Source organism: Rhodococcus opacus B4 (genome assembly GCF_000010805.1).
GTDB lineage: Bacteria > Actinomycetota > Actinomycetes > Mycobacteriales > Mycobacteriaceae > Rhodococcus_F > Rhodococcus_F opacus_C.
In genome coordinates this window covers 1,122,326-1,143,389 of sequence record NC_012522.1, presented here as the reverse complement: position 1 = coordinate 1,143,389, position 21,064 = coordinate 1,122,326, and the positions used below count along the sequence as shown (strand labels likewise).

General features: G+C 67.4%; 19 protein-coding genes and 2 tRNA genes. 14 read left to right on the top strand and 7 right to left on the bottom strand.

The window, feature by feature from the left end:
• Positions 1-11 precede the first annotated feature (11 nt).
• Entirely contained in the window at positions 12-485 is a 474-nt protein-coding gene (locus ROP_RS05365; RefSeq protein ID WP_012688320.1) for a ribose-5-phosphate isomerase, read from the top strand.
• A gap of 6 nt (positions 486-491) precedes the next feature.
• A complete protein-coding gene (locus tag ROP_RS05360; protein WP_012688319.1) occupies positions 492-1,289 on the top strand; it encodes an Fpg/Nei family DNA glycosylase in 798 nt (265 codons plus the stop codon).
• 7 nt (positions 1,290-1,296) lie between these two features.
• On the opposite strand, the gene ROP_RS05355 is transcribed toward ROP_RS05360, so the two are convergent.
• On the bottom strand, positions 1,297-2,115 hold the full coding sequence (locus ROP_RS05355; protein ID WP_012688318.1) for a hypothetical protein: 819 nt from the start codon (positions 2,113-2,115) through the stop codon (positions 1,297-1,299).
• A 232-nt stretch (positions 2,116-2,347) separates the two neighbouring features.
• A tRNA-Gly gene (locus ROP_RS05350) sits at positions 2,348-2,421 on the bottom strand.
• 139 nt (positions 2,422-2,560) lie between these two features.
• On the opposite strand from ROP_RS05350, the gene ROP_RS05345 reads away from it, so the two are divergent.
• The 8 genes from ROP_RS05345 (at position 2,561) to ROP_RS05310 (ending at position 10,606) form a co-directional block, all read left to right on the top strand.
• A tRNA-Pro gene (locus ROP_RS05345) sits at positions 2,561-2,637 on the top strand.
• A gap of 62 nt (positions 2,638-2,699) precedes the next feature.
• Positions 2,700-4,094 carry a trigger factor gene (gene tig / locus ROP_RS05340; RefSeq protein ID WP_012688317.1) on the top strand — a complete coding sequence of 465 codons (1,395 nt, stop codon included), beginning with the start codon at positions 2,700-2,702 and terminating at the stop codon, positions 4,092-4,094.
• Positions 4,095-4,278: 184 nt separating this feature from the next.
• On the top strand, positions 4,279-4,866 hold the full coding sequence (locus tag ROP_RS05335; RefSeq protein ID WP_011594411.1) for an ATP-dependent Clp protease proteolytic subunit: 588 nt from the start codon (positions 4,279-4,281) through the stop codon (positions 4,864-4,866).
• 48 nt (positions 4,867-4,914) lie between these two features.
• Entirely contained in the window at positions 4,915-5,577 is a 663-nt protein-coding gene (locus ROP_RS05330; RefSeq protein ID WP_012688316.1) for an ATP-dependent Clp protease proteolytic subunit, read from the top strand.
• Between the two features lie 241 nt (positions 5,578-5,818).
• Positions 5,819-7,099, top strand: a complete 1,281-nt coding sequence (gene clpX / locus ROP_RS05325) for an ATP-dependent Clp protease ATP-binding subunit ClpX (protein ID WP_005248181.1) — start codon at positions 5,819-5,821, stop codon at positions 7,097-7,099.
• Between the two features lie 68 nt (positions 7,100-7,167).
• Positions 7,168-7,608: a type II 3-dehydroquinate dehydratase gene (gene aroQ / locus ROP_RS05320; RefSeq protein WP_043824247.1), complete on the top strand. Its 441-nt coding sequence runs from the start codon at positions 7,168-7,170 to the stop codon at positions 7,606-7,608.
• Positions 7,609-7,615: 7 nt separating this feature from the next.
• Positions 7,616-9,550 carry a sugar phosphate isomerase/epimerase and 4-hydroxyphenylpyruvate domain-containing protein gene (locus ROP_RS05315; protein WP_012688314.1) on the top strand — a complete coding sequence of 645 codons (1,935 nt, stop codon included), beginning with the start codon at positions 7,616-7,618 and terminating at the stop codon, positions 9,548-9,550.
• A 285-nt stretch (positions 9,551-9,835) separates the two neighbouring features.
• Positions 9,836-10,606, top strand: coding sequence for a M23 family metallopeptidase (locus ROP_RS05310; protein ID WP_080512563.1), 771 nt, complete (start codon positions 9,836-9,838; stop codon positions 10,604-10,606).
• A gap of 17 nt (positions 10,607-10,623) precedes the next feature.
• On the opposite strand, the gene ROP_RS05305 is transcribed toward ROP_RS05310, so the two are convergent.
• Positions 10,624-11,637 (bottom strand): LacI family DNA-binding transcriptional regulator, encoded by a 1,014-nt coding sequence (locus tag ROP_RS05305; protein WP_012688312.1) that lies wholly within the window; start codon positions 11,635-11,637, stop codon positions 10,624-10,626.
• 73 nt (positions 11,638-11,710) lie between these two features.
• Here ROP_RS05305 and ROP_RS05300 point away from each other — a divergent pair, with 73 nt between their 5' ends.
• Together ROP_RS05300 and ROP_RS05295 are read left to right on the top strand one after the other, a co-directional pair.
• Positions 11,711-12,895 carry a phytanoyl-CoA dioxygenase family protein gene (locus tag ROP_RS05300; protein ID WP_012688311.1) on the top strand — a complete coding sequence of 395 codons (1,185 nt, stop codon included), beginning with the start codon at positions 11,711-11,713 and terminating at the stop codon, positions 12,893-12,895.
• A gap of 70 nt (positions 12,896-12,965) precedes the next feature.
• Positions 12,966-13,832, top strand: coding sequence for a sugar phosphate isomerase/epimerase family protein (locus tag ROP_RS05295; protein ID WP_012688310.1), 867 nt, complete (start codon positions 12,966-12,968; stop codon positions 13,830-13,832).
• 23 nt (positions 13,833-13,855) lie between these two features.
• On the opposite strand, the gene ROP_RS05290 is transcribed toward ROP_RS05295, so the two are convergent.
• Positions 13,856-14,908, bottom strand: coding sequence for a LacI family DNA-binding transcriptional regulator (locus ROP_RS05290; protein WP_012688309.1), 1,053 nt, complete (start codon positions 14,906-14,908; stop codon positions 13,856-13,858).
• A 236-nt stretch (positions 14,909-15,144) separates the two neighbouring features.
• On the opposite strand from ROP_RS05290, the gene ROP_RS05285 reads away from it, so the two are divergent.
• On the top strand, positions 15,145-16,614 hold the full coding sequence (locus ROP_RS05285) for a sugar porter family MFS transporter (protein ID WP_012688308.1): 1,470 nt from the start codon (positions 15,145-15,147) through the stop codon (positions 16,612-16,614).
• 89 nt (positions 16,615-16,703) lie between these two features.
• Here ROP_RS05285 and ROP_RS40345 read toward each other — a convergent pair whose 3' ends face one another.
• On the bottom strand, positions 16,704-17,969 hold the full coding sequence (locus tag ROP_RS40345) for an HNH endonuclease signature motif containing protein (protein ID WP_012688307.1): 1,266 nt from the start codon (positions 17,967-17,969) through the stop codon (positions 16,704-16,706).
• A 276-nt stretch (positions 17,970-18,245) separates the two neighbouring features.
• Between ROP_RS40345 and ROP_RS05275 the strand changes: the two genes are divergently transcribed.
• Complete coding sequence (locus ROP_RS05275) at positions 18,246-18,605, top strand: MmcQ/YjbR family DNA-binding protein (protein ID WP_043826267.1); 360 nt, start codon at positions 18,246-18,248, stop codon at positions 18,603-18,605.
• A 33-nt stretch (positions 18,606-18,638) separates the two neighbouring features.
• Here the strand turns inward: ROP_RS05275 and ROP_RS05270 are convergent, their stop codons facing one another.
• Entirely contained in the window at positions 18,639-19,622 is a 984-nt protein-coding gene (locus ROP_RS05270; RefSeq protein ID WP_012688305.1) for an ROK family protein, read from the bottom strand.
• Positions 19,619-21,007, bottom strand: a complete 1,389-nt coding sequence (locus ROP_RS05265; RefSeq protein WP_012688304.1) for an NAD(P)/FAD-dependent oxidoreductase — start codon at positions 21,005-21,007, stop codon at positions 19,619-19,621. The genes ROP_RS05270 and ROP_RS05265 overlap by 4 nt, the downstream gene beginning before the upstream one ends.
• Positions 21,008-21,064: the final 57 nt, after the last annotated feature.

The following is a 21,064-nucleotide window of genomic DNA, read 5'->3' as shown; positions in this document are numbered from 1 at the left end:
AATCACCAGTCATGCGCGTATACCTGGGTGCCGACCATGCCGGATTCGAACGTAAGAACGAGATCATCGAACATCTGAAGGCCGCGGGCCACGAGACCGTCGACTGCGGCGCTCACGTCTACGACGCTCTCGACGACTACCCCGCCTTCTGCATCGAGACGGCCCGTCGCGTCGTCGCCGACGAGGGCAGCCTCGGGATCGTGCTGGGCGGCAGCGGCAACGGCGAGCAGATCGCCGCGAACAAGGTGAAGGGTGCGCGATGCGCCCTGGCGTGGAGCGTCGAGACCGCGCAGCTGGCCCGCCAGCACAACAACGCTCAGCTGATCGGCCTCGGCGGGCGCATGCACTCCCTCGAGGAGTCCCTCGCGATCGTGGACGCGTTCCTCGCCGCCGAGTGGTCGAACGAGGAGCGCCACCAGCGCCGCATCGACATTCTGTCCGAGTTCGAGAAGTCCGGCGTGGCCCCGGCCCTGCCCGAGGCCTGATCGTCCTTGCCCGAAGGTCACACTCTGCACCGGCTGGCCCGGCTACACCAACGCCGGTTCGCCGGTGCGCCGGTGCGGGTGCTGAGCCCGCAGGGCAGATTCGCCGAGGACGCGGCCCTCGTCGACGGCCGCGTCCTCGTCAAGTCCGAGGCCTGGGGTAAACACCTGTGGCATCACTACGAGTCCGGGCTGGTCGTGCACGTCCACCTGGGCCTGTACGGGGCGTTCACCGAGGCCGCCGTTCCCATGGAACCACCGGTCGGGCAGGTCAGGATGCGGATGGTCGGCGCCGAATTCGGCACCGACCTCCGCGGACCGACGGCGTGTGAGGTTCTCCACCCGCCGCAGGTCGCTGCCATCGAGGCGCGACTGGGACCGGACCCGCTGCGGAAGGACGCCGACCCCGACAAGGCGTGGAAACGCATCTCGGCGTCGAAGACCCCGATCGGGGCGCTGCTCATGGATCAGGCCGTGATCGCGGGCGTCGGCAACGTGTACCGGGCGGAGGTCCTGTTCCGGCACGGGATCGACCCGGCCCGGCCCGGCCGCGGATTGTCACGCGACGAGTGGGACGCACTGTGGGCCGACCTCGTCGCGCTGATGAAGGTCGGGGTCCGCCGCGGCAGGATGCACGTCGTCCGCCCCGAGGACGATCACGGCGATCCGGCGTATGCGAAGGACCGTCCCCGGACGTACGTCTACCGTCGGGCGGGCTCACCGTGCCGGATCTGCGGTACTCCGGTGGCCCACGCGGTCATGAAGGGCCGCAACCTCTTCTGGTGCCCGAGTTGCCAGCCCGCCTGACGGCCCGCTAGAAGTCGAAGCCGCCGCCGAAGTCGAAGCCGCCGCCGCCGTCACCGCCGCCGAAGTCGAAGCCGCCACCGTCGCCGCCGGCGTCCCCGCCCATGTCGCTGCCGGCATCCCCGCCGGAGTCGCCGCCGCCGCCGGCATCCGCGCCTGCGTCACCGCCGCCGTCCTGGCCCGCGTCGCCCGCGCCGCTCTCGAACCCCTGTGCGTCGTATGGCACACCGGCCATTCCGGAGAACATCGCCGAGAACAGGAACATCGACCCGAGTCCCCACGCGCCGGCGACGAGGGCAGGCTTCCACCACGGCTCCGAATACCAGCCTGCGGGGACCGGGCGTCCCGCGACGCGACCGCCCGGGTAGTAGTTCGGTGTCTTCGACGACGGGTTGGGGGACGCCGCGACCTGCCGGCCCTCGAACTCGACCTCACGGTCCTCGGTGACCGCGCCCGCGGACTTCTGCCCGTCGATCGACGGGATCTCGGGTCCGGGGTCCATGCCCATGGCCGTCCGGGCGGCGCGGATGTAATAGAGGCCTTCAAGCGCCGTCTGCTTGGCGAGACGCGCCTGGACTGGGGTGGACGCCTGATCGATCTGGGAGCCCGCCGCCGTGTAGCGCTCGGACGCGTCGGCCAGCGCCTGCTGGGAGGCGGTGTCGGACCCGGTGAGGCTGTATACCTGTCCGCCGAGTCGTTCGATGGCCTGGCGAGCGTCCGCCTTGGCGTCCTCGAGCTGGTTCGCGGTCTGCCCGGCGCGGTTGTTGCGGCTCCTCACCACCAGGAAGGCGACCGCCGCCACGATCACGAGAATGAGTAGCAGTTCCACGGTGGGCCTCCGGAGTTCTCGCGGACCGCCGGCTGCGGGGGCTGCAACATCCACGAGTAGGGGACAAATCGGACATCTTCCAGAGTACTGATCGAAATCGGGGTTATGCGCTGGGCGAACGGGCGGGGCCGCCGCCCGATCACCTGTGATGCATGTCATAGCGAATCCGAGGTGCGCGACCGCCCCTGCACAAGAAAAAAGGAGCGGTCCCTGGGGTGGGACCGCTCCTGTGTGGAGGGGATGACGGGAATCGAACCCGCGTAATCAGTTTGGAAGACTGAGGCTCTACCATTGAGCTACATCCCCGTGCATACGACAACCTGGGATCGCCATGCATGTCGTCTGCGATGAGTGACTGTACCCAACCTCGCTTTGGATTTCATAATCGGGGGGCCGTAGGATTCTTCCTCGGGTCCTCGCGAGGTTGGCGAGAGCCGGCTTCGACCGGGGTGTAGCGCAGCTTGGTAGCGCATCCGCTTTGGGAGCGGAGGGTCGCAGGTTCAAATCCTGTCACCCCGACCAGAACCACAGGGCAGGCAACTGCCGCACAGTAAAAGAGCACGACCACACGAAGGAGCCAGTCCGTGAAGAGCACCGTCGAGCAGCTCAGCCCGACGCGAGTCCGTATCAACGTTGAGGTGCCCTTCGAGGAGCTCAAGCCTGATTTCGACAAGGCCTACAAGGCCCTCGCGCAACAGATCCGTCTCCCCGGCTTCCGTCCGGGCAAGGCACCGGCCAAGTTGCTCGAAGCCCGTGTCGGTCGTGGCGCCGTCCTGGAGCAGGTCGTCAACGACGCACTCCCGTCCCGCTACTCCGAGGCCGTCACCAGCGCCTCGGTGAAGGCGATCGGTCAGCCCGAGATCGAGATCACGAAGATCGAGGACGGCGAGCTCCTCGAGTTCACCGCCGAGGTCGACGTCCGTCCCGAGATCACGCTGCCCGACTACAGCGAGCTGAGCGTCACCGTCGATCCGATCGAGATCACCGACGAGGCCGTCGAGGAGCAGCTGCTGTCGCTGCGTCAGCGCTTCGGCACCCTCACCGGTGTCGAGCGTGCGGTCGAGGACGGCGACTTCATCTCCATCGACCTGTCGGCCACCGTCGACGGCGAGGCCGTTCCCGAGGCCACCGCGAGCGGCCTGTCGCACGAGGTCGGTTCGGGTCAGCTCATCGAGGGCCTCGACGAGGCCGTCGTCGGCGTCAAGGCCGGCGAGTCCAAGGAGTTCACCTCGACGCTCGTCGCCGGTGACCACGCGGGCAAGGAAGCTGTCGTCACCGTCACCGTCGGCACCGTCAAGGAGCGCGAGCTGCCCGCCGAGGACGACGAGTTCGCTCAGCTGGCAAGCGAGTTCGACACGCTCGACGAGCTGAAGGCCGACCTGCGTGAGCGCGTCGGACGCGTCCGCAAGGTCGAGCAGGCCGGTCAGATCCGTGACAAAGTCCTCGAGACCCTGCTCGAGACCGTCGAGGTCCCGCTGCCCGAGGCCGTCGTCAAGGCCGAGGTCGACGCTGCGCTGCACGACGCCGTGCACGGTCTCGATCACGACGAGGACGCGCTGAACAAGCTGCTCGAGGAGCAGGGCACGAGCCGCGAAGAGTTCGACAAGGACGCCAAGGACAGCGCCGAGCGCTCGGTGAAGACCCAGCTTCTGCTGGACGCCATCGCGGACGCCTCCGACGTCACCGTCGGCCAGGACGAGCTCACCGAGCGCATCCTGTTCCAGGCGCAGCGTTACGGCATGGCGCCGGAGCAGTTCATCCAGCAGATCCAGCAGGCCGGTCAGCTCGGCGCCGTGTTCGCCGACGTCCGTCGCGGCAAGGCTCTCGCCGGTGTCGTCGAGCAGGCCACCGTCACCGACACCTCGGGTGCCTCGGTCGACACCGCCGAACTGTTCGGCAACGGTGAGGCCGACACCGAAGAGGCCGCGTCCACGGACGAGGTCGCGTCGGATTCCGCCGAGGGCGAAGACCAGAAGTAATGCTGGTCGCGGGGTGTTTCCCTCGCGTTCGGCTGTGAGATGTTTTCCGCTTTGAGCGAAGTAGGGCGGCACCGGGACTCCGGTGCCGCCCTCCTTCGTTAGTGTCTGTGTCAGCAATCAACGATTTACGGAGAAGGCAGGTACCGTGACTTCCAATCACCTGGAGACTTTGCAGAGTCCCGCCATGACTTCAGCCACCGCTGGGTTGAACCTCAGCGACTCGGTGTACGAGCGCCTGCTGCGCGAGCGCATCATCTTCCTCGGTACCCAGGTCGACGACGACATCGCGAACAAGCTGTGCGCCCAGATCCTGCTGCTGTCGGCAGAAGATCCCAGCCGGGACATCTCCCTCTACATCAACTCGCCCGGCGGATCGGTCAGCGCCGGCATGGCGATCTTCGACACGATGCAGTTCGCCGAGTGCGACGTCGCGACGTTCGGAATGGGCCTGGCCGCGTCGATGGGCCAGTTCCTGCTCTCCGCCGGGGCCAAGGGCAAGCGGTACGCCCTCCCGCACGCGCGGATCATGATGCACCAGCCGTCGGCCGGAATCGGTGGTACCGCCAGTGACATCGCGATCATGGCCGAACAGTTCGCGCACACCAAGCGCGAAATGGCCGAGCTGATCGCCGAGCACACCGGTCAGACGGTCGAGCAGATCACGGCCGATTCGGATCGCGACCGCTGGTTCACCGCACAGCAGGCTCTCGAATACGGTTTCGTCGACCACGTCGTCTCCCGCGCGGCGCAGGCGGGCGGGACCGGGCAGTAGCAGCCCGGCTTCCTCACTGACCGCTCCCACACATCCTTTGGAGAACTGATGACCAACCTGTTCGATCCCCGCAGCCTGGGAGGCCAGGCGCCCGCAGGCCCCCAGTCGCGTTACATCCTGCCGTCGTTCATCGAGCACTCGAGCTACGGCGTGAAGGAGTCCAACCCGTACAACAAGCTGTTCGAGGAGCGCATCATCTTCCTCGGCGTGCAGGTGGACGACGCGTCGGCCAACGACGTGATGGCTCAGCTGCTCGTTCTCGAGTCGCTGGACCCCGACCGCGACATCACCATGTACATCAATTCGCCGGGTGGCTCGTTCACCTCGCTGATGGCGATCTACGACACGATGCAGTACGTGCGCGCCGACATCACCACGGTGTGCCTCGGACAGGCGGCCTCCGCCGCCGCGGTGCTGCTGGCCGCGGGTACCCCCGGCAAGCGTCTCGCCCTGCCGAACGCTCGTGTCCTCATCCACCAGCCGGCCACCGGCGGCATCCAGGGTCAGGTCTCCGACCTCGAGATCCAGGCCGCCGAGATCGAGCGGATGCGTCGCCTGATGGAGACCACCCTCGCGAAGCACACCGGCAAGGACGCCGACGTGATCCGCAAGGACACCGATCGCGACAAGATCCTCACGGCCGCCGAGGCCAAGGACTACGGAATCATCGACGACGTGCTCGAGTACCGCAAACTCAGCGCCCAGAAGTGATTTCCTGCCGCCCCGGCTCGGGCGACACGCCGTGACGGCGTGGTTGCCGCGAGCCGGGTGCGGGATCGGCAAGGCTGGCTTTCCCCGAAGATCGGTGCGCGAATCACCGACAACCAGTCGACCTCGCTCGCGATCTGCGGGTACGGTCACATAACGGGCTTTCGTTTTCGGTCGATGCGCGCTCGGCGTGAGATCGGTTTCGATGGTTGCACGTAGACGAAGGAAGTAGGGACCTGACGAGATGGCACGCATCGGTGACGGCGGGGATCTGCTCAAGTGCTCTTTCTGCGGTAAGAGCCAGAAGCAGGTCAAAAAGCTCATTGCTGGGCCTGGGGTGTACATCTGCGACGAGTGCATCGACCTGTGCAACGAGATCATCGAAGAGGAGCTGGCCGAGTCCAGCGAGGTGAAGCTCGACGAGCTGCCGAAGCCGGCCGAGATCCGGGACTTCCTCGAGAACTACGTGATCGGCCAGGACGCCGCCAAGCGGACACTCGCCGTCGCGGTCTACAACCATTACAAGCGTATCCAGGCCGGTGACAAGGGCCGTGACGCGCGTGGTGAGACCGTCGAGCTGGCCAAGTCGAACATTCTCATGCTCGGCCCCACGGGCTGCGGCAAGACCTACCTTGCCCAGACGCTGGCGAAGATGCTCAACGTTCCGTTCGCCATCGCCGATGCGACAGCGCTCACCGAGGCCGGATACGTGGGTGAGGACGTCGAGAACATCCTCCTCAAACTGATCCAGGCCGCGGACTACGACGTCAAGCGCGCCGAGACCGGCATCATCTACATCGACGAGGTCGACAAGATCGCCCGCAAGAGCGAGAACCCGTCGATCACGCGGGACGTGTCCGGTGAGGGTGTGCAGCAGGCTCTGCTGAAGATCCTCGAGGGCACGCAGGCCAGCGTGCCGCCGCAGGGTGGTCGCAAGCATCCGCATCAGGAGTTCATCCAGATCGACACGACGAACGTCCTGTTCATCGTGGCGGGTGCGTTCGCCGGACTCGAGCGGATCGTGTCCGATCGCGTCGGCAAGCGCGGCATCGGTTTCGGGGCCGAGGTGCGGTCGAAGGCGGAGATCGACACGCAGGACCACTTCGCGGAGGTCATGCCGGAAGATCTGATCAAGTTCGGGCTCATCCCCGAGTTCATCGGCCGCCTGCCCGTCGTGGCGTCGGTGACCAACCTCGACAAGGAATCGCTCGTCCAGATCCTGTCGGAGCCGAAGAACGCACTGGTCAAGCAATACAACCGGTTGTTCGACATGGACGGCGTCGAGTTGGAGTTCACCACGGACGCGCTCGAGGCCATCGCCGATCAGGCGATCCTCCGCGGCACCGGTGCTCGTGGTCTGCGCGCGATCATGGAGGAAGTCCTGCTTCCCGTCATGTACGACATCCCGAGCCGGGACGACGTCGAGAAGGTCGTGGTCAGCGCGGAGACCGTCAACGACAACGTGCTCCCGACCATCGTCCCGCGCAAGCCGGAGCGGGGAGAACGCCGGGACAAGTCCGCCTAGGCGGGAGCGCGCTGTATCCTGGGTGCGAACTAACTCACTAGTTCGTACAAATGGAGGTAAAGCGCGCGATGACCGCTCCCGGACCGATCTTTGTTCTCAACGGCCCCAACCTGAACCTGCTGGGGCAACGGCAGCCCGACGTGTACGGGCGGGAGACGCTCGACGACGTCGTGGAGTTGTGCCGCAGTGCCGCTGCGAAAGCGGGACGTGAGATCGTCGCGAAGCAGTCCAACCACGAGGGCGACCTGATCGACTGGGTGCACGAGGCCCGGACCACGGCGTCGGGCGTCGTGATCAACCCCGGTGGTTTCACGCACACGTCGGTGGCGCTGCGCGACGCCCTGGTGACGCTCGAGGTTCCGCTCGTCGAGGTGCACATCAGCAACGTGCACGCCCGCGAGGAATTCCGGCACCACTCCTACGTGTCCGGCGTGGCCACCGGAGTGATCGCCGGACTCGGCATCCTCGGCTATGCACTGGCCGTCGACTTCATCTGCACCAAGGGCTGACGGCGCCATGGAACGACAGGTTCGTACGAGCGTCGCCACGGTGTCCTTGAGTGGATCGCTGGAGGAGAAGGTCACCGCGATCGCGGCAGCCGGGTTCGACGGATTCGAGGTGTTCGAACCCGACTTCGTGAGCTCGCCGTGGTCGCCGCGTGAGCTGGCTTCCCGCGCAGCGGATCTCGGGCTCACCCTCGATCTGTATCAACCGTTCCGCGATCTGGATTCCGCGGACGACGCGACGTTCGCGCGCAACCTGATCCGGGCGGAGCGCAAGTTCGACATCATGGAGCAGCTCGGCTGCGACACCCTGCTGGTGTGCTCGTCGCCGCTGCCCGAGGCGGTGCGGGACGACGCCCGGCTGACCGAACAACTCCACACCCTCGCCGAGCGCGCACACAGCCGGGGGCTCCGCATCGCCTACGAGGCGCTGGCCTGGGGCGCGCACGTCAACACGTACCGGCACGCATGGAAGATCGTGCAGGACGCCGACCATCCGGCCCTCGGCACCTGCCTCGACAGCTTCCACATCCTCTCCCGCGGCGACGACCCGTCCGGCATCCGCGACATCCCGGGGGAGAAGATCTTCTTCCTGCAGCTCGCCGATGCGCCCCGGATGTCGATGGACATCCTGCAGTGGAGTCGGCACCACCGGAACTTTCCCGGGCAGGGCAACTTCGATCTCGCCACGTTCGGTGCCCACGTCCAGGCGGCCGGATACACCGGGCCGTGGTCGCTGGAGATCTTCAACGACACGTTCCGGCAGTCGTCGACGGGCCGCACGGCCGCGGACGCGCACCGCTCGCTACTGTACCTCCAGGAGGAGGTCGCCCGGGTGCAGGCCGAGCGCGGTGAGGACACCGGTCGGGGTCTGGCGCTGTTCGAGCCGCCGCCGCGCGCACCGCTGGAAGGCATCGTGTCCCTCCGGCTCGCGGCCGGGCCCGGTAAGGATTCCGACCTCCGGCAAGCGTTGCAGCACATCGGATTCCGTCTTGTGGGCCGGCACCGCAGCCACGACCTCCAGTTATGGCGGCACGGCCGGATGACCATCGTGGTCGACGCCACAGCGGGCACGGTCTGGACGGCGCCGGGTCTGCCGGCGCACCTGCCGGTGCTCACCCAGATCGGCATCCGGTCGAGCGATCCCGACGCGTGGGGGGAGCGCGCCGCGGCGCTCGAGGTCCCGGTGCACGAGGTCCTGCTGCCCGGGGTGGACACCGCCCCCGAATCCGATGTGGTGCGTCTCAAGATCACCGACGCGACGTCCCTGGATCTGCGCGGTCCGGGTAGCGCCGCGTCGTGGCAGTCGGCGTTCGACCTGTATCCGACGGAGTCGCGCTGGCAGGACGAGGTGCCGGTGTTCACCGGGGTCGATCATGTGGCGCTCGCCGTCCCGTCGGACAACTGGGACGGCATCATGCTGCTGCTCCGCTCGGTGTTCGCGATGGCGCCACACGAGGGCCTCGACGTCACGGACGCGGTCGGGATGATGCGTAGTCAGGCGCTGACGATGGATCAGACGGGCGCCGACGGAGTCGACCGTCCGCTGCGCATCTCCCTGAACATGGTTCCGGGTGCGGTGTCGGGGAACTCCCACATCGCCGCGGCCCGGCGCGGTGGGATCAGCCACGTGGCGTTCACGTGCACGGACATCTTCACCGCCGCGGCGACCATGCAGTCGAACGGCTTCGAGCCGCTCGTCATCTCGCCGAACTACTACGACGACCTCGAGGCCCGTTTCGGGCTCTCCCGCGAGCTCCTCGACCGCATGAGCGGTTCCGGCATCATGTACGACGCCGACGCCCGTGGCGAGTTCTTCCACCTGTTCACTCAGACGGTGGGCGCCGACCTGTTCTTCGAGGTGGTGCAACGCGTCGGTGGTTACGAGGGGTACGGGGACGCGAACTCGGCGATGCGTCTGGCCGCCCAATTGCGGGCGGCCGGCTGAGCGTTCGACCCGGCAGATAACGGCGCCCGTGGTCACGACCACGGGCGCCGTCGTCGTTTCGTCGAAGGCGGCGAGTGACTTCCGACACTTCCGGGGCGTAACCACTGACGTCGATGCGCTCTCCCGGGGTTCATGTGACTGGTGGGGCGATAATTCCGGGTCGAGGACTCGACCCCATACACAGACGTCAATGCGACACGTGGATTTCCGGCCAATGCGTACTAACCTGTGTCGAAACCGTGACCGTTTCGTTATCAGTCACGAACTCGACAGAGGAATGTGGTTTTGGCTCTACACCCGAACACCGTCCCGCAGGCCCGGCACGCCCGTCGCTCCCGTTCTGCGAAGTCCGCCCGCCGACATGTGGTCGCGACCTCGCTGGCGGCTGCCGCGCTGCTCGTGTCCGGCGCCATCGCCTCCGCTGCCACCGGGGAGGTGGCGCACGCATCCACCGAGACGGGGATGTCGCTCGCGCCGCCGCCGCAGTTCCTGCAGGTTTCCCGGCCGGAACTGACCGCCGACCACGCCGAGCAACTCCAGCGCGCCGCCGCGCGTGAGGTCGAGCGGCTCGCGGCGCAGAAGGCCGAGGCCGAGCGGGTGGCCCGGGAAGCGGCCGAACAGGCTGCACGTCAGGCCGCCGCCGAGGAGGCGGCGCGTCGACCTGCGGTGCTGTTCCCGACCGATGGCACCTTCACCTCGGGCTTCGGTGCCCGGTGGGGCACCAGCCACAACGGCATCGACATCGCCAACTCCATCGGTACCCCGATTCGGGCCGTCACCAACGGCACCGTGATCGAGACCGGTCCGGCGTCGGGATTCGGGCTGTGGGTCCGCCTGCAGCAGGACGACGGCACCGTCGGCGTGTTCGGTCACATCGACCAATCGCTGGTGTCGGTCGGGCAGCAGGTCCGGGCGGGCGATCAGATTGCCACCATGGGCAACCGTGGTCAGTCGACCGGGCCCCACCTGCACTACGAGGTGTGGACGGCCGACGGAACCAAGATCGACCCGGCGGGCTGGCTCCGCTCGCGCGGCGTTCCGGTCGCGCAGGGATAGACCGCCGGCGGCGCCCGTCACGGCTGGTTGAACGGGGTGACCACCCGAATGGGTGAGGCCGCGGTCACGACCTCGCCGAGCGCGCCGCGGGCCTGCAGGAGCATGCGGCACGCGAGATGGGCGTCGGCTCGAAGGTCGTGGTGCAGTACGGCGGAAAGCGTGCCGGCCCGCAGGAGTCGCGTGTTGTCCTCGTCCAGGTCATGGGCGATGAATACGCGGCAGGTGCGGCCGGTGCGTTCGAATGCGCGGGCCGTGGCCACGTTGCCGCCGCCGATGGAGTAGACGGCGGCGATGTCCGGGTGCCGGTCGAGCGCACGAAGCACAAGGCTCTCGATGGTTGCGTCGAGCCCGTCGCTCTCGGCGATGTCGACCACCGCGCGATCGGTCCCGAATTTCCGCAGCGCAGCGCGGAACCCCATCTCCCGTTCCTCCTCGCCCCGGAAGGCATTGCTGCTGAGGGTGATCAGCACGGCGGCAGGGGTGTCGCCGAGCCATTGGTCGACGAGGTACGCGGCCGTTGCGCCCGCAGCCCGGTTGTCGATGCCGACGTAGCCGACCCGGGAACTGCCCGGCACGTCGGTGGCGTACGTGACCACCGGTATTCCCGCCGCGGCGAGTCTGTCGATGGTTTCGACGACCTCGACGGAGTCGGGTGCCTTCACGATCACGCCCTGCGAGCCGCGGGCGGCGATCCTGTCGAGGGTCTCGACCATCGCCGGTACCGACCCGGTCTCCCGGAAGTGGAACCGCGAGCGTACGACGGCGGGAGCGAGCGCCGGCAGTTCCGCTTCGACGGCCGCGCGGAACGCGGTGGAGAAGCGTTCGGGTGTCTGCATGACGACATCGACGAGGAACTTCCGACCGCTCAGCTTCAGTTGCGTGCGTTGTTTGTCGAGGTCGACAATGGCCTGGTGCACTTCGGCTTTCGTCGATTCCCGCACGCCGGGCCGTTCGTGGAGTACGCGGTCGACGGTCGCCTCGCTCAGTCCCGACTGCTGGGCGATCTCGCGAACCTTGTAGCGGTGCTTCACGGGTCGACTCCTGAGGTGAAAATGATGGGTTTCTGGTGTTGTCTGCGGCTCACATCACAGCAAGACTATCTCCATGACCATTTCTCTTCCGCCGACCGGCCGGCGTGAGTGGATCCGCGACTCGGACTGCGACCTCGACGCCTTCCGGGAATCCGTCGACCGCTCGACGAAACTCGCCGACTACCCGTTCGCGCATTCCGTGGAACAGAACGTCCTGCTCTACCGCAGTGACGCGCTGACTCCCCGCCTCGACGACGCGCAATCGCGCCGCGCCGTGCAGACCGAACTCGTGCGCGCGCTCACCGACGGACCCGGAATCGTGGTGTTCCAGAACGCCTTCAGTGATTCCGCTGTAGTGGATAGGGCCACGGAACAGTTCGACCGTCTGATCGCGCAGCAGCGTGCGGCGGGTGGTGCGGCGGGCGACCACTTCGGCACGCCGGGCGCGAACGACCGCATCTGGAACGCCGCCCAGAAGCTAGCGCTCAGCGCCCCCGACGTGTTCGCCGACTATTACGCCAACGATTTCCTCGCGCTGATCTGCCAGAGTTGGCTGGGACCGCTGTATCAGGTGACGTCGCAGGTCAACGTCGTCAATCCCGGCGGCGCCGCGCAGGTGCCGCACCGGGATTACCACCTCGGCATCGTCCCCGTGCACGAGCTGTCCGATTATCCGGCGCACCTGCACCGGATGTCGGCCGCTCTGACGCTGCAGGGTGCGGTGGCGCACTGCGACATGCCCGTCGAGAGCGGCCCCACCCTGTACGTGCCCTACTCTCAGCTGTTCGACGCCGGTTACCTGGCGTTTTCCCGCCCGGAGTTCGTCGAGTTCTTCCGCGACAGTCACGTCCAGTTGCCGCTGAACAAGGGCGACGCGGTGTTCTTCAACCCGGCTCTCTATCACGGCGCGGGCCACAACCGGTCGGCGCAGATCCGGCGGATGGCCAACCTGCTGCAGATCTCGTCGCCGTTCGGCCGGGCGATGGAAGCATTGGACCGGGAGGCCATGGCGAACGCCGTGTATCCGACGTTGCTGGCCCGGCAGACTGCCGGGGCGAGCGAGCGCACCCTTCGCAACGCCGTCGTGGCGACGGCCGAATGCTATCCGTTCCCCACCAACCTCGACCACGACCAGCCCGTGCACAGCCTCGCGCCGGCCACCCAGGTCGACACGGTGTGGGAAGCGCTGCGGGAGAACGCCGATCCGGTGGTCCTCGCGGAACGTCTGGCCGCGCAGACCGCTCGGCGGCATCCGTGAGCGGGATTGCCGAGGCTGCGACCCTGTCACTACAACAGCACCGTCCGGTGCGATTGGATGAAATACGACGATGACGATCCGACTTGCAGGAGCGCCCATTTCGTGGGGAGTGTGTGAGGTGGAGGGCTGGGGTCACCAGCTCGAATCCGACCGGGTACTCACCGAGATGCGCGACGCCGGTCTCGCCGCCACCGAACTCGGCCCCGACGGGTTTCTCCCGTCGGATCCGCAGGAGCTGACGGACACCCTCGCCCGCTACGACCTGACGGCAGTCGGTGGATTCGTCCCGGTGTTGCTCCACGATCCGGATCACGACGCGGTCGCTGCCGTCGGCGGGGCGCTCGACGCGCTCGCCGCATCGAAGTCCGAAGTGATCGTCCTGGCGGCGGTGACGGGAGCCGCGGGTTACGATTCGCGGCCGGAGCTCGACGACGCGGGATGGAAAACGTTGCTGCGCAACCTCGACCGGCTGTCGTCTGCCGCCTCCGACCGGGGACTCCGGGCAGTGATCCACCCCCACGTGGGGACCATGATCGAGAACCGAGCCGAGGTGGACCGCATTCTCGACGGATCGTCGATCCCGCTGTGCCTGGACACCGGGCACCTGCTGATCGGTGGCACCGACCCACTCGACCTCGTCACCACGGCCCCCGAGCGGATCGCCCATACACACCTGAAGGACGTCGATGCCACGCTCCTCGAACGGGTCCGGGCGGGCGAGCTCACCTACACCGAGGCTGTCGCGCAGGGGATGTACACGCCCCTCGGCGCCGGAGACGTCGACATCGCCGGGGTTGTGGAGCGGTTGCAGAATCGGGGCTACCACGGCTGGTACGTCCTCGAGCAGGACACAATTCTCGCATCGGAGCCGAAGGACGAAGGCCCCCTGCGCGACGTCGTCCGGAGCGTCGAATACCTGAGGGGTATCACGCAGTAGGGTCCAGTGCCGACGGGGCGCGGCTACGACCGGGCAGGCCCGGTCGTGCCGCGCACCACCAGGCGGGGGTCGATCACGAAATCCTGCGGATCGACGTTGTCGTCCTCGAGTCGGCCGATGGCGAACTGCACGGCATGGCGCGCCAGGCCGTCCGTGTCCTGCCGCACGGTGGTGAGGTCGATTTGCGACAGCTGGGCCAGGTGGCTGTCGTCGTACCCGACGATCGAGATGTCGCCCGGCACGTCGACGTGGGCGCGGGTGAACACGTCCAGGAGGCCGATGGCGCAGCGGTCGTTACCGGCGAGCACGGCGGTCGGCAGGCGGTCCTCGGCCAGCAGGGTGTTCGCGGCGGCGACACCGGCCTCCTCGGTGTGCTGACCGGGAATGACACGAACGTGGTCGGAGAGGTCGTGCCGGCGCATCGCCGCGAGATATGCGCGCCGCCGCTCGGGTGAGCCCGGGTCCGCACCGCCGTCGACGTGCGCGATCTCGCGGTGGCCGAGTTCGACCAGATGGTCCACAGACTGCCGGATGCCTTTGGCGTCGGCGGTCCGCACGGTGTCGACGGCGGTCTGGTGGAGTGCGCGGCCGACGACGGTGACCACGGCTCGGTCCGCGAGTGTGCGCAGGTAGTCCACCTCGGACAGGGGGCCGAGCAGGATCAGGCCCTCACATCGGTGGCTGAGGAGCGCTTCGATCGCCTTGTGCTCGTCCCGTGTGGGTGCGCTTGCGGAGAGCAGGACCTCGTATCCGGCGGCTTCGGCCTCGGCGTAGATGGTTCCGATCAGGTCGGCCTGGAACGTCTGGTGGACGTCGATGAGTACTCCGAGGGTGCGGCTGCGGCCGCGGGCGAGCATGCGGGCGGCCCGGTCGAGGCGATAACCGAGTTCGTCCGCGGCCTGCAGGACGCGATCCCGGGTCTCGTCGGATGCGCCGGGCTTGTCGCTGAAGATCAGGGACACGAGGGTGCGTGACACCCCGGCCCGCGTCGCGACATCGGACATCGTGGGGCGTCTCTGCGGACCGGCCGCCGACCGTTCCGCACCCGCGTGCGCGGTGGCTCGGTCGTCGAGCATCTCGATCTCCCTCGGTTGCGTCGTCAGGGACGTTCTCGCGGATCGCGACCCCAGCCCTTGACACCTTCTGTGATTCACCTCATAGTAGACAACTGAAGCGCGTTAGTGAAGCGCTTCAGTCCCGGAAAGTGCGCCACCTCGGCTGCATCGAGCCGAGCGCACCCGGGCGATATCGACACACGTGAACCGAACTTCCGTGTCGCGATGCGTGAGCATTCCCAGAAAGGCCACACCTGATGTCGACAACCCACTCGGCTGCCAGTGCACGCGGAAGCGGCGGCGCTGCGCGTAACGAGCGCAGTCACAAACGCTTCCTGACCAAGCTCACCGTCATCTCCACGCTCGGAGGCCTGCTGTTCGGCTACGACACCGGGGTGATCTCCGGTGCGCTGCTCTACATGAAGGACGAGTTGAACCTCAGTGCGGTCGGCGAGGCCACCGTCGTGAGTTCACTCCTCTTCCCCGGCGCCGCCGTCGGCGCGCTGCTGGGCGGCCGGCTGTCCGACGCCCTCGGCCGCAAGCGCACGCTGCTCGTCTGCGCGGGACTGTTCCTCGTCGGCGCCCTCGGGTGCGCGATGGCCCCCAACGTGGAGATCATGGTGCTCGCCAGGATCGTCCTCGGTCTCGGTGTGGGCGCCGCCGCCGTCACCTGCCCGCTGTACCTGGCCGAGATGGCCCCCGTGGAGCGGCGCGGTCGGATGGTCACCATCAACGAGCTGATGATCGTCACCGGTCAGATGCTCGCCTTCTCCATCAACGCCCTGCTCGATCACCTCATCGAGGATCCGACGGTGTGGCGATACATGCTGGCCATCGCGTCGGTGCCGGCGGTCCTCCTGCTGCTCGGCATGCTCGCGCTCCCGGATTCACCGCGCTGGTACGCGTCGAAGGGCCGCCTCGCCGAAACCCGCAGGACCCTCGAAATGAGCCGCAGCGAGTCCGAGGCCGCCGACGAGTACGCCAGCATCAGCTTCCATGCCGCCCGCGACCGGAAGTCGAAGACCAGCGGCGCCGTCCACTACCTGCGCGACTACCCCTGGATGCGCCGGATCCTCTGGATCGGCTGCGGACTCGCCATCGTGCAGCAGGCGACGGGCATCAACACGGTCAACTATTACGCGCCGACGATCCTCGAGCAGAGCGGGCTGGGCGTCAGCGCATCCCTGGTGGCCACCATCGCGGTCGGTGTCACCTCGGTGGTGATGACGATCCTCGGAATCGTGCTGCTGGGCTTCGTGAATCGCCGCAAGATGCTGCTTACCGGCTTCATCGGCGTGGCTACCTCGCAGGCCGCGCTGTCGCTGGTGTTCCTGTTGCCGTCCTCCACCGGCCGCAGCTACATCATCCTCGCCGCGATGATGGTGTTCGTCGCCTTCGTGCAGTGCTTCATCGGAACCTGCGTGTGGTTGCTGCTCTCGGAGATCTTCCCGATGGCCATCCGCGGATTCGCCATGGGCATCGCCGTCTTCGTGCTCTGGACGACCAACGCCTTCATCTCCTTCGTCTTCCCGATCCTCAACTCGGTTCTCGGATCCACCGGCACATTCGGGCTGTTCGTTCTCGTCAACCTGATGTCGGTGTACTTCGTGTACCGATTCGTCCCGGAAACCAAGGGCCGCAGCCTCGAAGAGCTGGAAGACCGCCTCGGCGCGGGCAATCCCGCCACGTCCGCAGCGGTAAGCGCCGCCGCCGTCGCCACCCACTGAGCGCACGCTCTCTCACACGCCGGTGCCGCCACCTTCGGGTGGTGGTGCCGGTGTGTGGTGGTGTGTGCTCCGCCTCCCGCGCAGTTCGTTCAGGTATTCGGCGTCCTGCAGGTCGTGGGAGCGGTCGGTGAGCAGTCGGAGGGCGCGGGAGCGCTGCACCCCTCGGATGTGGTGTGGGTGAGTTCGTTTGCTGCCCCTTCGGGCTCGGTTCGGATGATTTCGCCGCGTGGTGTGGTCCACTCGAGTTGCCCTGCGCCGACCTGGCGGACCGTCCAGGAGCCCTCGGTCTTCAACCGGTGGTGTCGCCGGCACAGGCACGCGAGATTGGACTCGACGGTGAGACCGCCGTTCTCGGGATGGACGCGGTCGAATGGGGTCGTGTGGTCGATGTCGCAGAGTCGTGCCGGGACTTGGCAGTTGGGGAAGCGGCAGTTGCCGTCGCGCGCTCTGATCCGGCGGTCGAGAGCGGTCCCCGGTGCGTACGTGAGTTCGGACCTGCTCGCCGCGGTCCGGATGTAGGTCGCGGATATGCCGTGAGACTTCTGAACAGGGCTGATCCCGAGGATGTGCCCTGCGTCGCCCTCGGTGGCCAGGGTGTGGATGCACTGGAAGACGCCGTCGGCGGCCAACGTTCTCGCGGAGTCGGCACTGATGGGTCCGTATCCCTCGAGATGGGCGGGAAGGTCGTCGAGGCCGAGCAGCGTCGAGGCGTTGACCACGACCTGAATGAGAGGTGCGCGCCGCGTTCCCACCGCGGCGACGCGGGCCGGGCACTGTTCCCGGCCGCACAGGCACGGGAGGTACCCGGTACCGTCGGCAAGGGCTGTGAGAGCGTCGACCCGACGCTGGGGGAGAGTACGGGGGTCGTCGGCGCACACGTCGTGAATCGACATCTCCCGCAACCGCATCGCGAGGGTGTGGGCGTCGGCGGCGGGAAGGTGTCCGTCGAGGATCGCGGTTTCGAGTTGCTTCAACTTCGGGTCGCTGACGCCGACGAGCATGGACGCGACGACCCGTGCCTGATCCAGGTCGATCTGCCCGCCCGCGAATGCGGCGCGGGTGCCGTGCAATCGGTGGCGCAGAGCGAGTCCGAGATCGATCCAGGCGGTCACTACCGGTTCGTTCATTCCCAGTGCGACCGAGACCTCCACCGCCGCGTGGGAACCGGAGTGGGCCGGATTGATGCCGCGCCGTTCATCTTCTTCGCAACAGAGGTCGTAGAAGTCGGTCACCGCCACCACTTGTCGGTACTGAGCTTGCGCCAGCATCGTTTTGCCTGTTCGCAGACTCTCGATCGCGACGATCCCCGGCGGCGTCGCGTCGAGTACCGCCGCGCTGGAAATATTGTGCCCCATGCCTTCACCCCCCGGTATCGAACGTATCTTCGATCCTACTGGAGGCCACCGACAAGTTTCAGAGAGTGTTCGGAGAGCACCGTCATCGGGGGCGACGTCTTCGGCCAAAGCCCCCGGATGCACCGATGAATTTCGGGTGGATCCGTGGTCGATACTTCTGGATACTCCGACAGTCGTGGCCCCGTGCGGGTACTACGGCACCCCGGCGTAGGAGAAACACATGGAGGATGTTCGGATGCGGACGTTGATCTTGGCTCTGCGCGACAGGGCATGACCATGGCGACGGTCGAGGATGTGCGCTTCCTGGGCTCGGACCTGGAGCGCTCATACCAGGTCTACGTGCGCGGCAGGTTGAAGTTCCGCGTCAAGCAGATCGTGTACGTCGCATTCTCGCTCGACGAGACCGAGATGGGCTTCGCGTTCCCCAAGGAGGAGCGGGCGGCGCTGGTCGCGGGTGAGCCGCACAAGTTCCAGATGCCGTCGGAGTCGGATCTACGCTTCAACTGGGTGCACGCGCACCTTGCGGCACTGGATTCGACCGAGGCTCGGGAGTTCGTCGTGGACGCCTGGCGCATGGTCGTCCCCCAGAAGCTCTCCCGTGCCTATGACCTCGCCCACCCCGCTGGTCCGGGCTGACGCCCGTGCGTGGTCGACGATTCCAGGGACTCGTCAACCACTCACGGGCGCGGAACGCCTCGCGAGGGTGGCGGCCCCGATGCGCTGGGCCGATTCGCCGAGTTGGGTTTCGCGGATGCGGGCGAGGGGGCGATGCCCGGAACCGGTTGCGAGAGTGGCGTAGACGTCCCGGGCGTGGTCGAGGAACAGCGGAGCCGAGCCGCTGACACCGCCGGCGATGACGACGAGATCGGGGTCGTAGACGTCGCCGACCATGGCGAGCCCGACGCCGAGCCAGCGCGCGAATTCCTCCATCGTGCGGATGGCGAGCGGGTCGCCGTCCCGCGCGGCGCTCGCGATCCGGCGGCCGGTGAGCGATCCTGGATCGCTCGCCACCTCGCGTGCGAGGATCGTCGAACTCGTCGGGTCGGCGGCGAGGAGTTCGATGGCCGTGTCCACGAGAGCGGTTCCGCTGCAATACCGTTCCCAGCACCCCCGCTTGCCGCAGGCGCAGGGTCTGCCGCCCGGCACCACCTGCAGGTGGCCCAGTTCGGGAGCGACACCGTGGCTGCCCCGATAGAGCGTGCCGTCGATGAGCAGGGCCGCACCGATGCCGGTGCCGATCGCGACCATCACCACATTGCGACCCCCGGCGGCGGCCCCGAACCGGTGCTCCGCCCACGCCGCGGCGTTTGCATCGTGTTCGAGGACCACCGGCAGTCCGAGCCGCTCGCTGAGGTCGTTGGCGACCGGAACGTTCTTCCACGGCAGGTGCGGCGCGAACCGCACGGTGGTGAGGTCGGGGGTGATGAAGCCGGCCACGGCGAGCCCGACGGCCGACACGGGGTGGCGGCCCGCGAGTTCACGGACGGCACGGTCGAGCGCGTCCTCGAGGGCCTTCGCCGATTGTGGGGTGGGCGCCTGCACGGAGTCGAGCACCTCGCCGGTGTCGTCGACCACGCAGGCCCGGATACTGGTACCACCGACGTCGATGCCGACGGTGAGAGCGGAGAAAGGCACGGAGGCGACGGTACTCACCGTGCCGAGGCCGTCGCCGCCTCGGGTGCCGCCCGGGAATCCTCCCAGGCATCGAGCCGGTTGATCGCCGTCCGGGCGACCACTTGTTGTTCCGTGACGGCGAGGTGTCCCCGGGTCCGTCCCAGGAACGACCAGGTCCAGGACATGGCGGTCGCGAGCCGGCTCTTGAATCCGACGATGTAGACCAGGTGGATCAGGAGCCACAGCAGCCAGGCGAGCAGCCCTGTCAGCTGGAGGCGGCCGACCTTCGCGACCGCGTGGAAGCGGGAGATCATGGCCATGCTGCCCTTGTCCGTGTACCGGAACGGGGTGCGTTCGGGTTTGTCCCGACCCTTCCGGTGGGCGCGCACCTCCGCCGCGATCAGCGACGCGGCGTAGCGGCCGCCCTGGATCGCGACCTGGGCGACGCCGGGAAGCCCGTCGCGGTTCATCATGTCCCCGACGACGAACACGTTGCTGTGGCCGGGCAGCGTCAGGTCGGGTTCGACGAGGACGCGTCCGGCGCGGTCGGTGCCGGCACCGGTCTGTTCGGCGAGTTGCCTGCCCAGCGGGCTGGCCGCGACACCTGCGGACCAGATCTTGCACGCCGCCTCGATTCGCCGCTCGGTTCCGTCCTGGTCGCGGACGGTGAGTCCGTCGTCGTCGACGTCGGTCACCATCGAGCCGAGTTGGATTTCGACTCCGAGTTCGCCCAGCGTGTCCGCGGCAGCGCGGCGCAGCTTGTCGTCGAACGGCGGCAGCACCGTCGGCGCCGCGTCGAGCAGGATGATGCGCGCGTCACGGGGATCGATGGTGCGGTACGCGCCGGCGAGAGTGCGGTGCGCGAGCTGGGCGATCTCACCCGCCATCTCGACACCGGTGGGCCCGGCGCCGACCACGACGAACGTCAGCAGCCGCGCCCGCTCGGCGGGATCGGTGCTGACCTCGGCGCTTTCGAAGGCACCCAGAATGCGGCCACGCAACTCGAGGGCGTCGTCGATCGTCTTCATCCCGGGTGCGTGCTCGGCAAAATGGTCGTTGCCGAAATAGGATTGGCGGGCGCCTGCCGAGACGACGAGGCTGTCGTACTCGGTGACGGTCGTGCGGCCGCGGTGCGTCGACGTGACGGTCCGGTCGGCGACGTCGATCCTCTCGACTCCGCCGATGAGGACGGACGCGTTCTGCTGGTCTTCGAGGACGAGCCGGGTCGCGGGTGCGATCTCGCCCTCGGACAGGATTCCCGTCGCCACCTGGTACAGCAACGGCTGGAACAGGTGATGCGTCGTGCGATCGATCAGAGTGACATCGACGTCCGTCCGTTTCAGGGCCTTGGTGGCGAAGAGACCGCCGAATCCCGATCCGATAACCACGACCCGATGACGGCGGGCGAGAGAGGTGTCGCTCATGAAGTTCCTTTCGATCGAACGAACTCCGCGCCGGACCGCGGACGGTCCGGCGCGGAG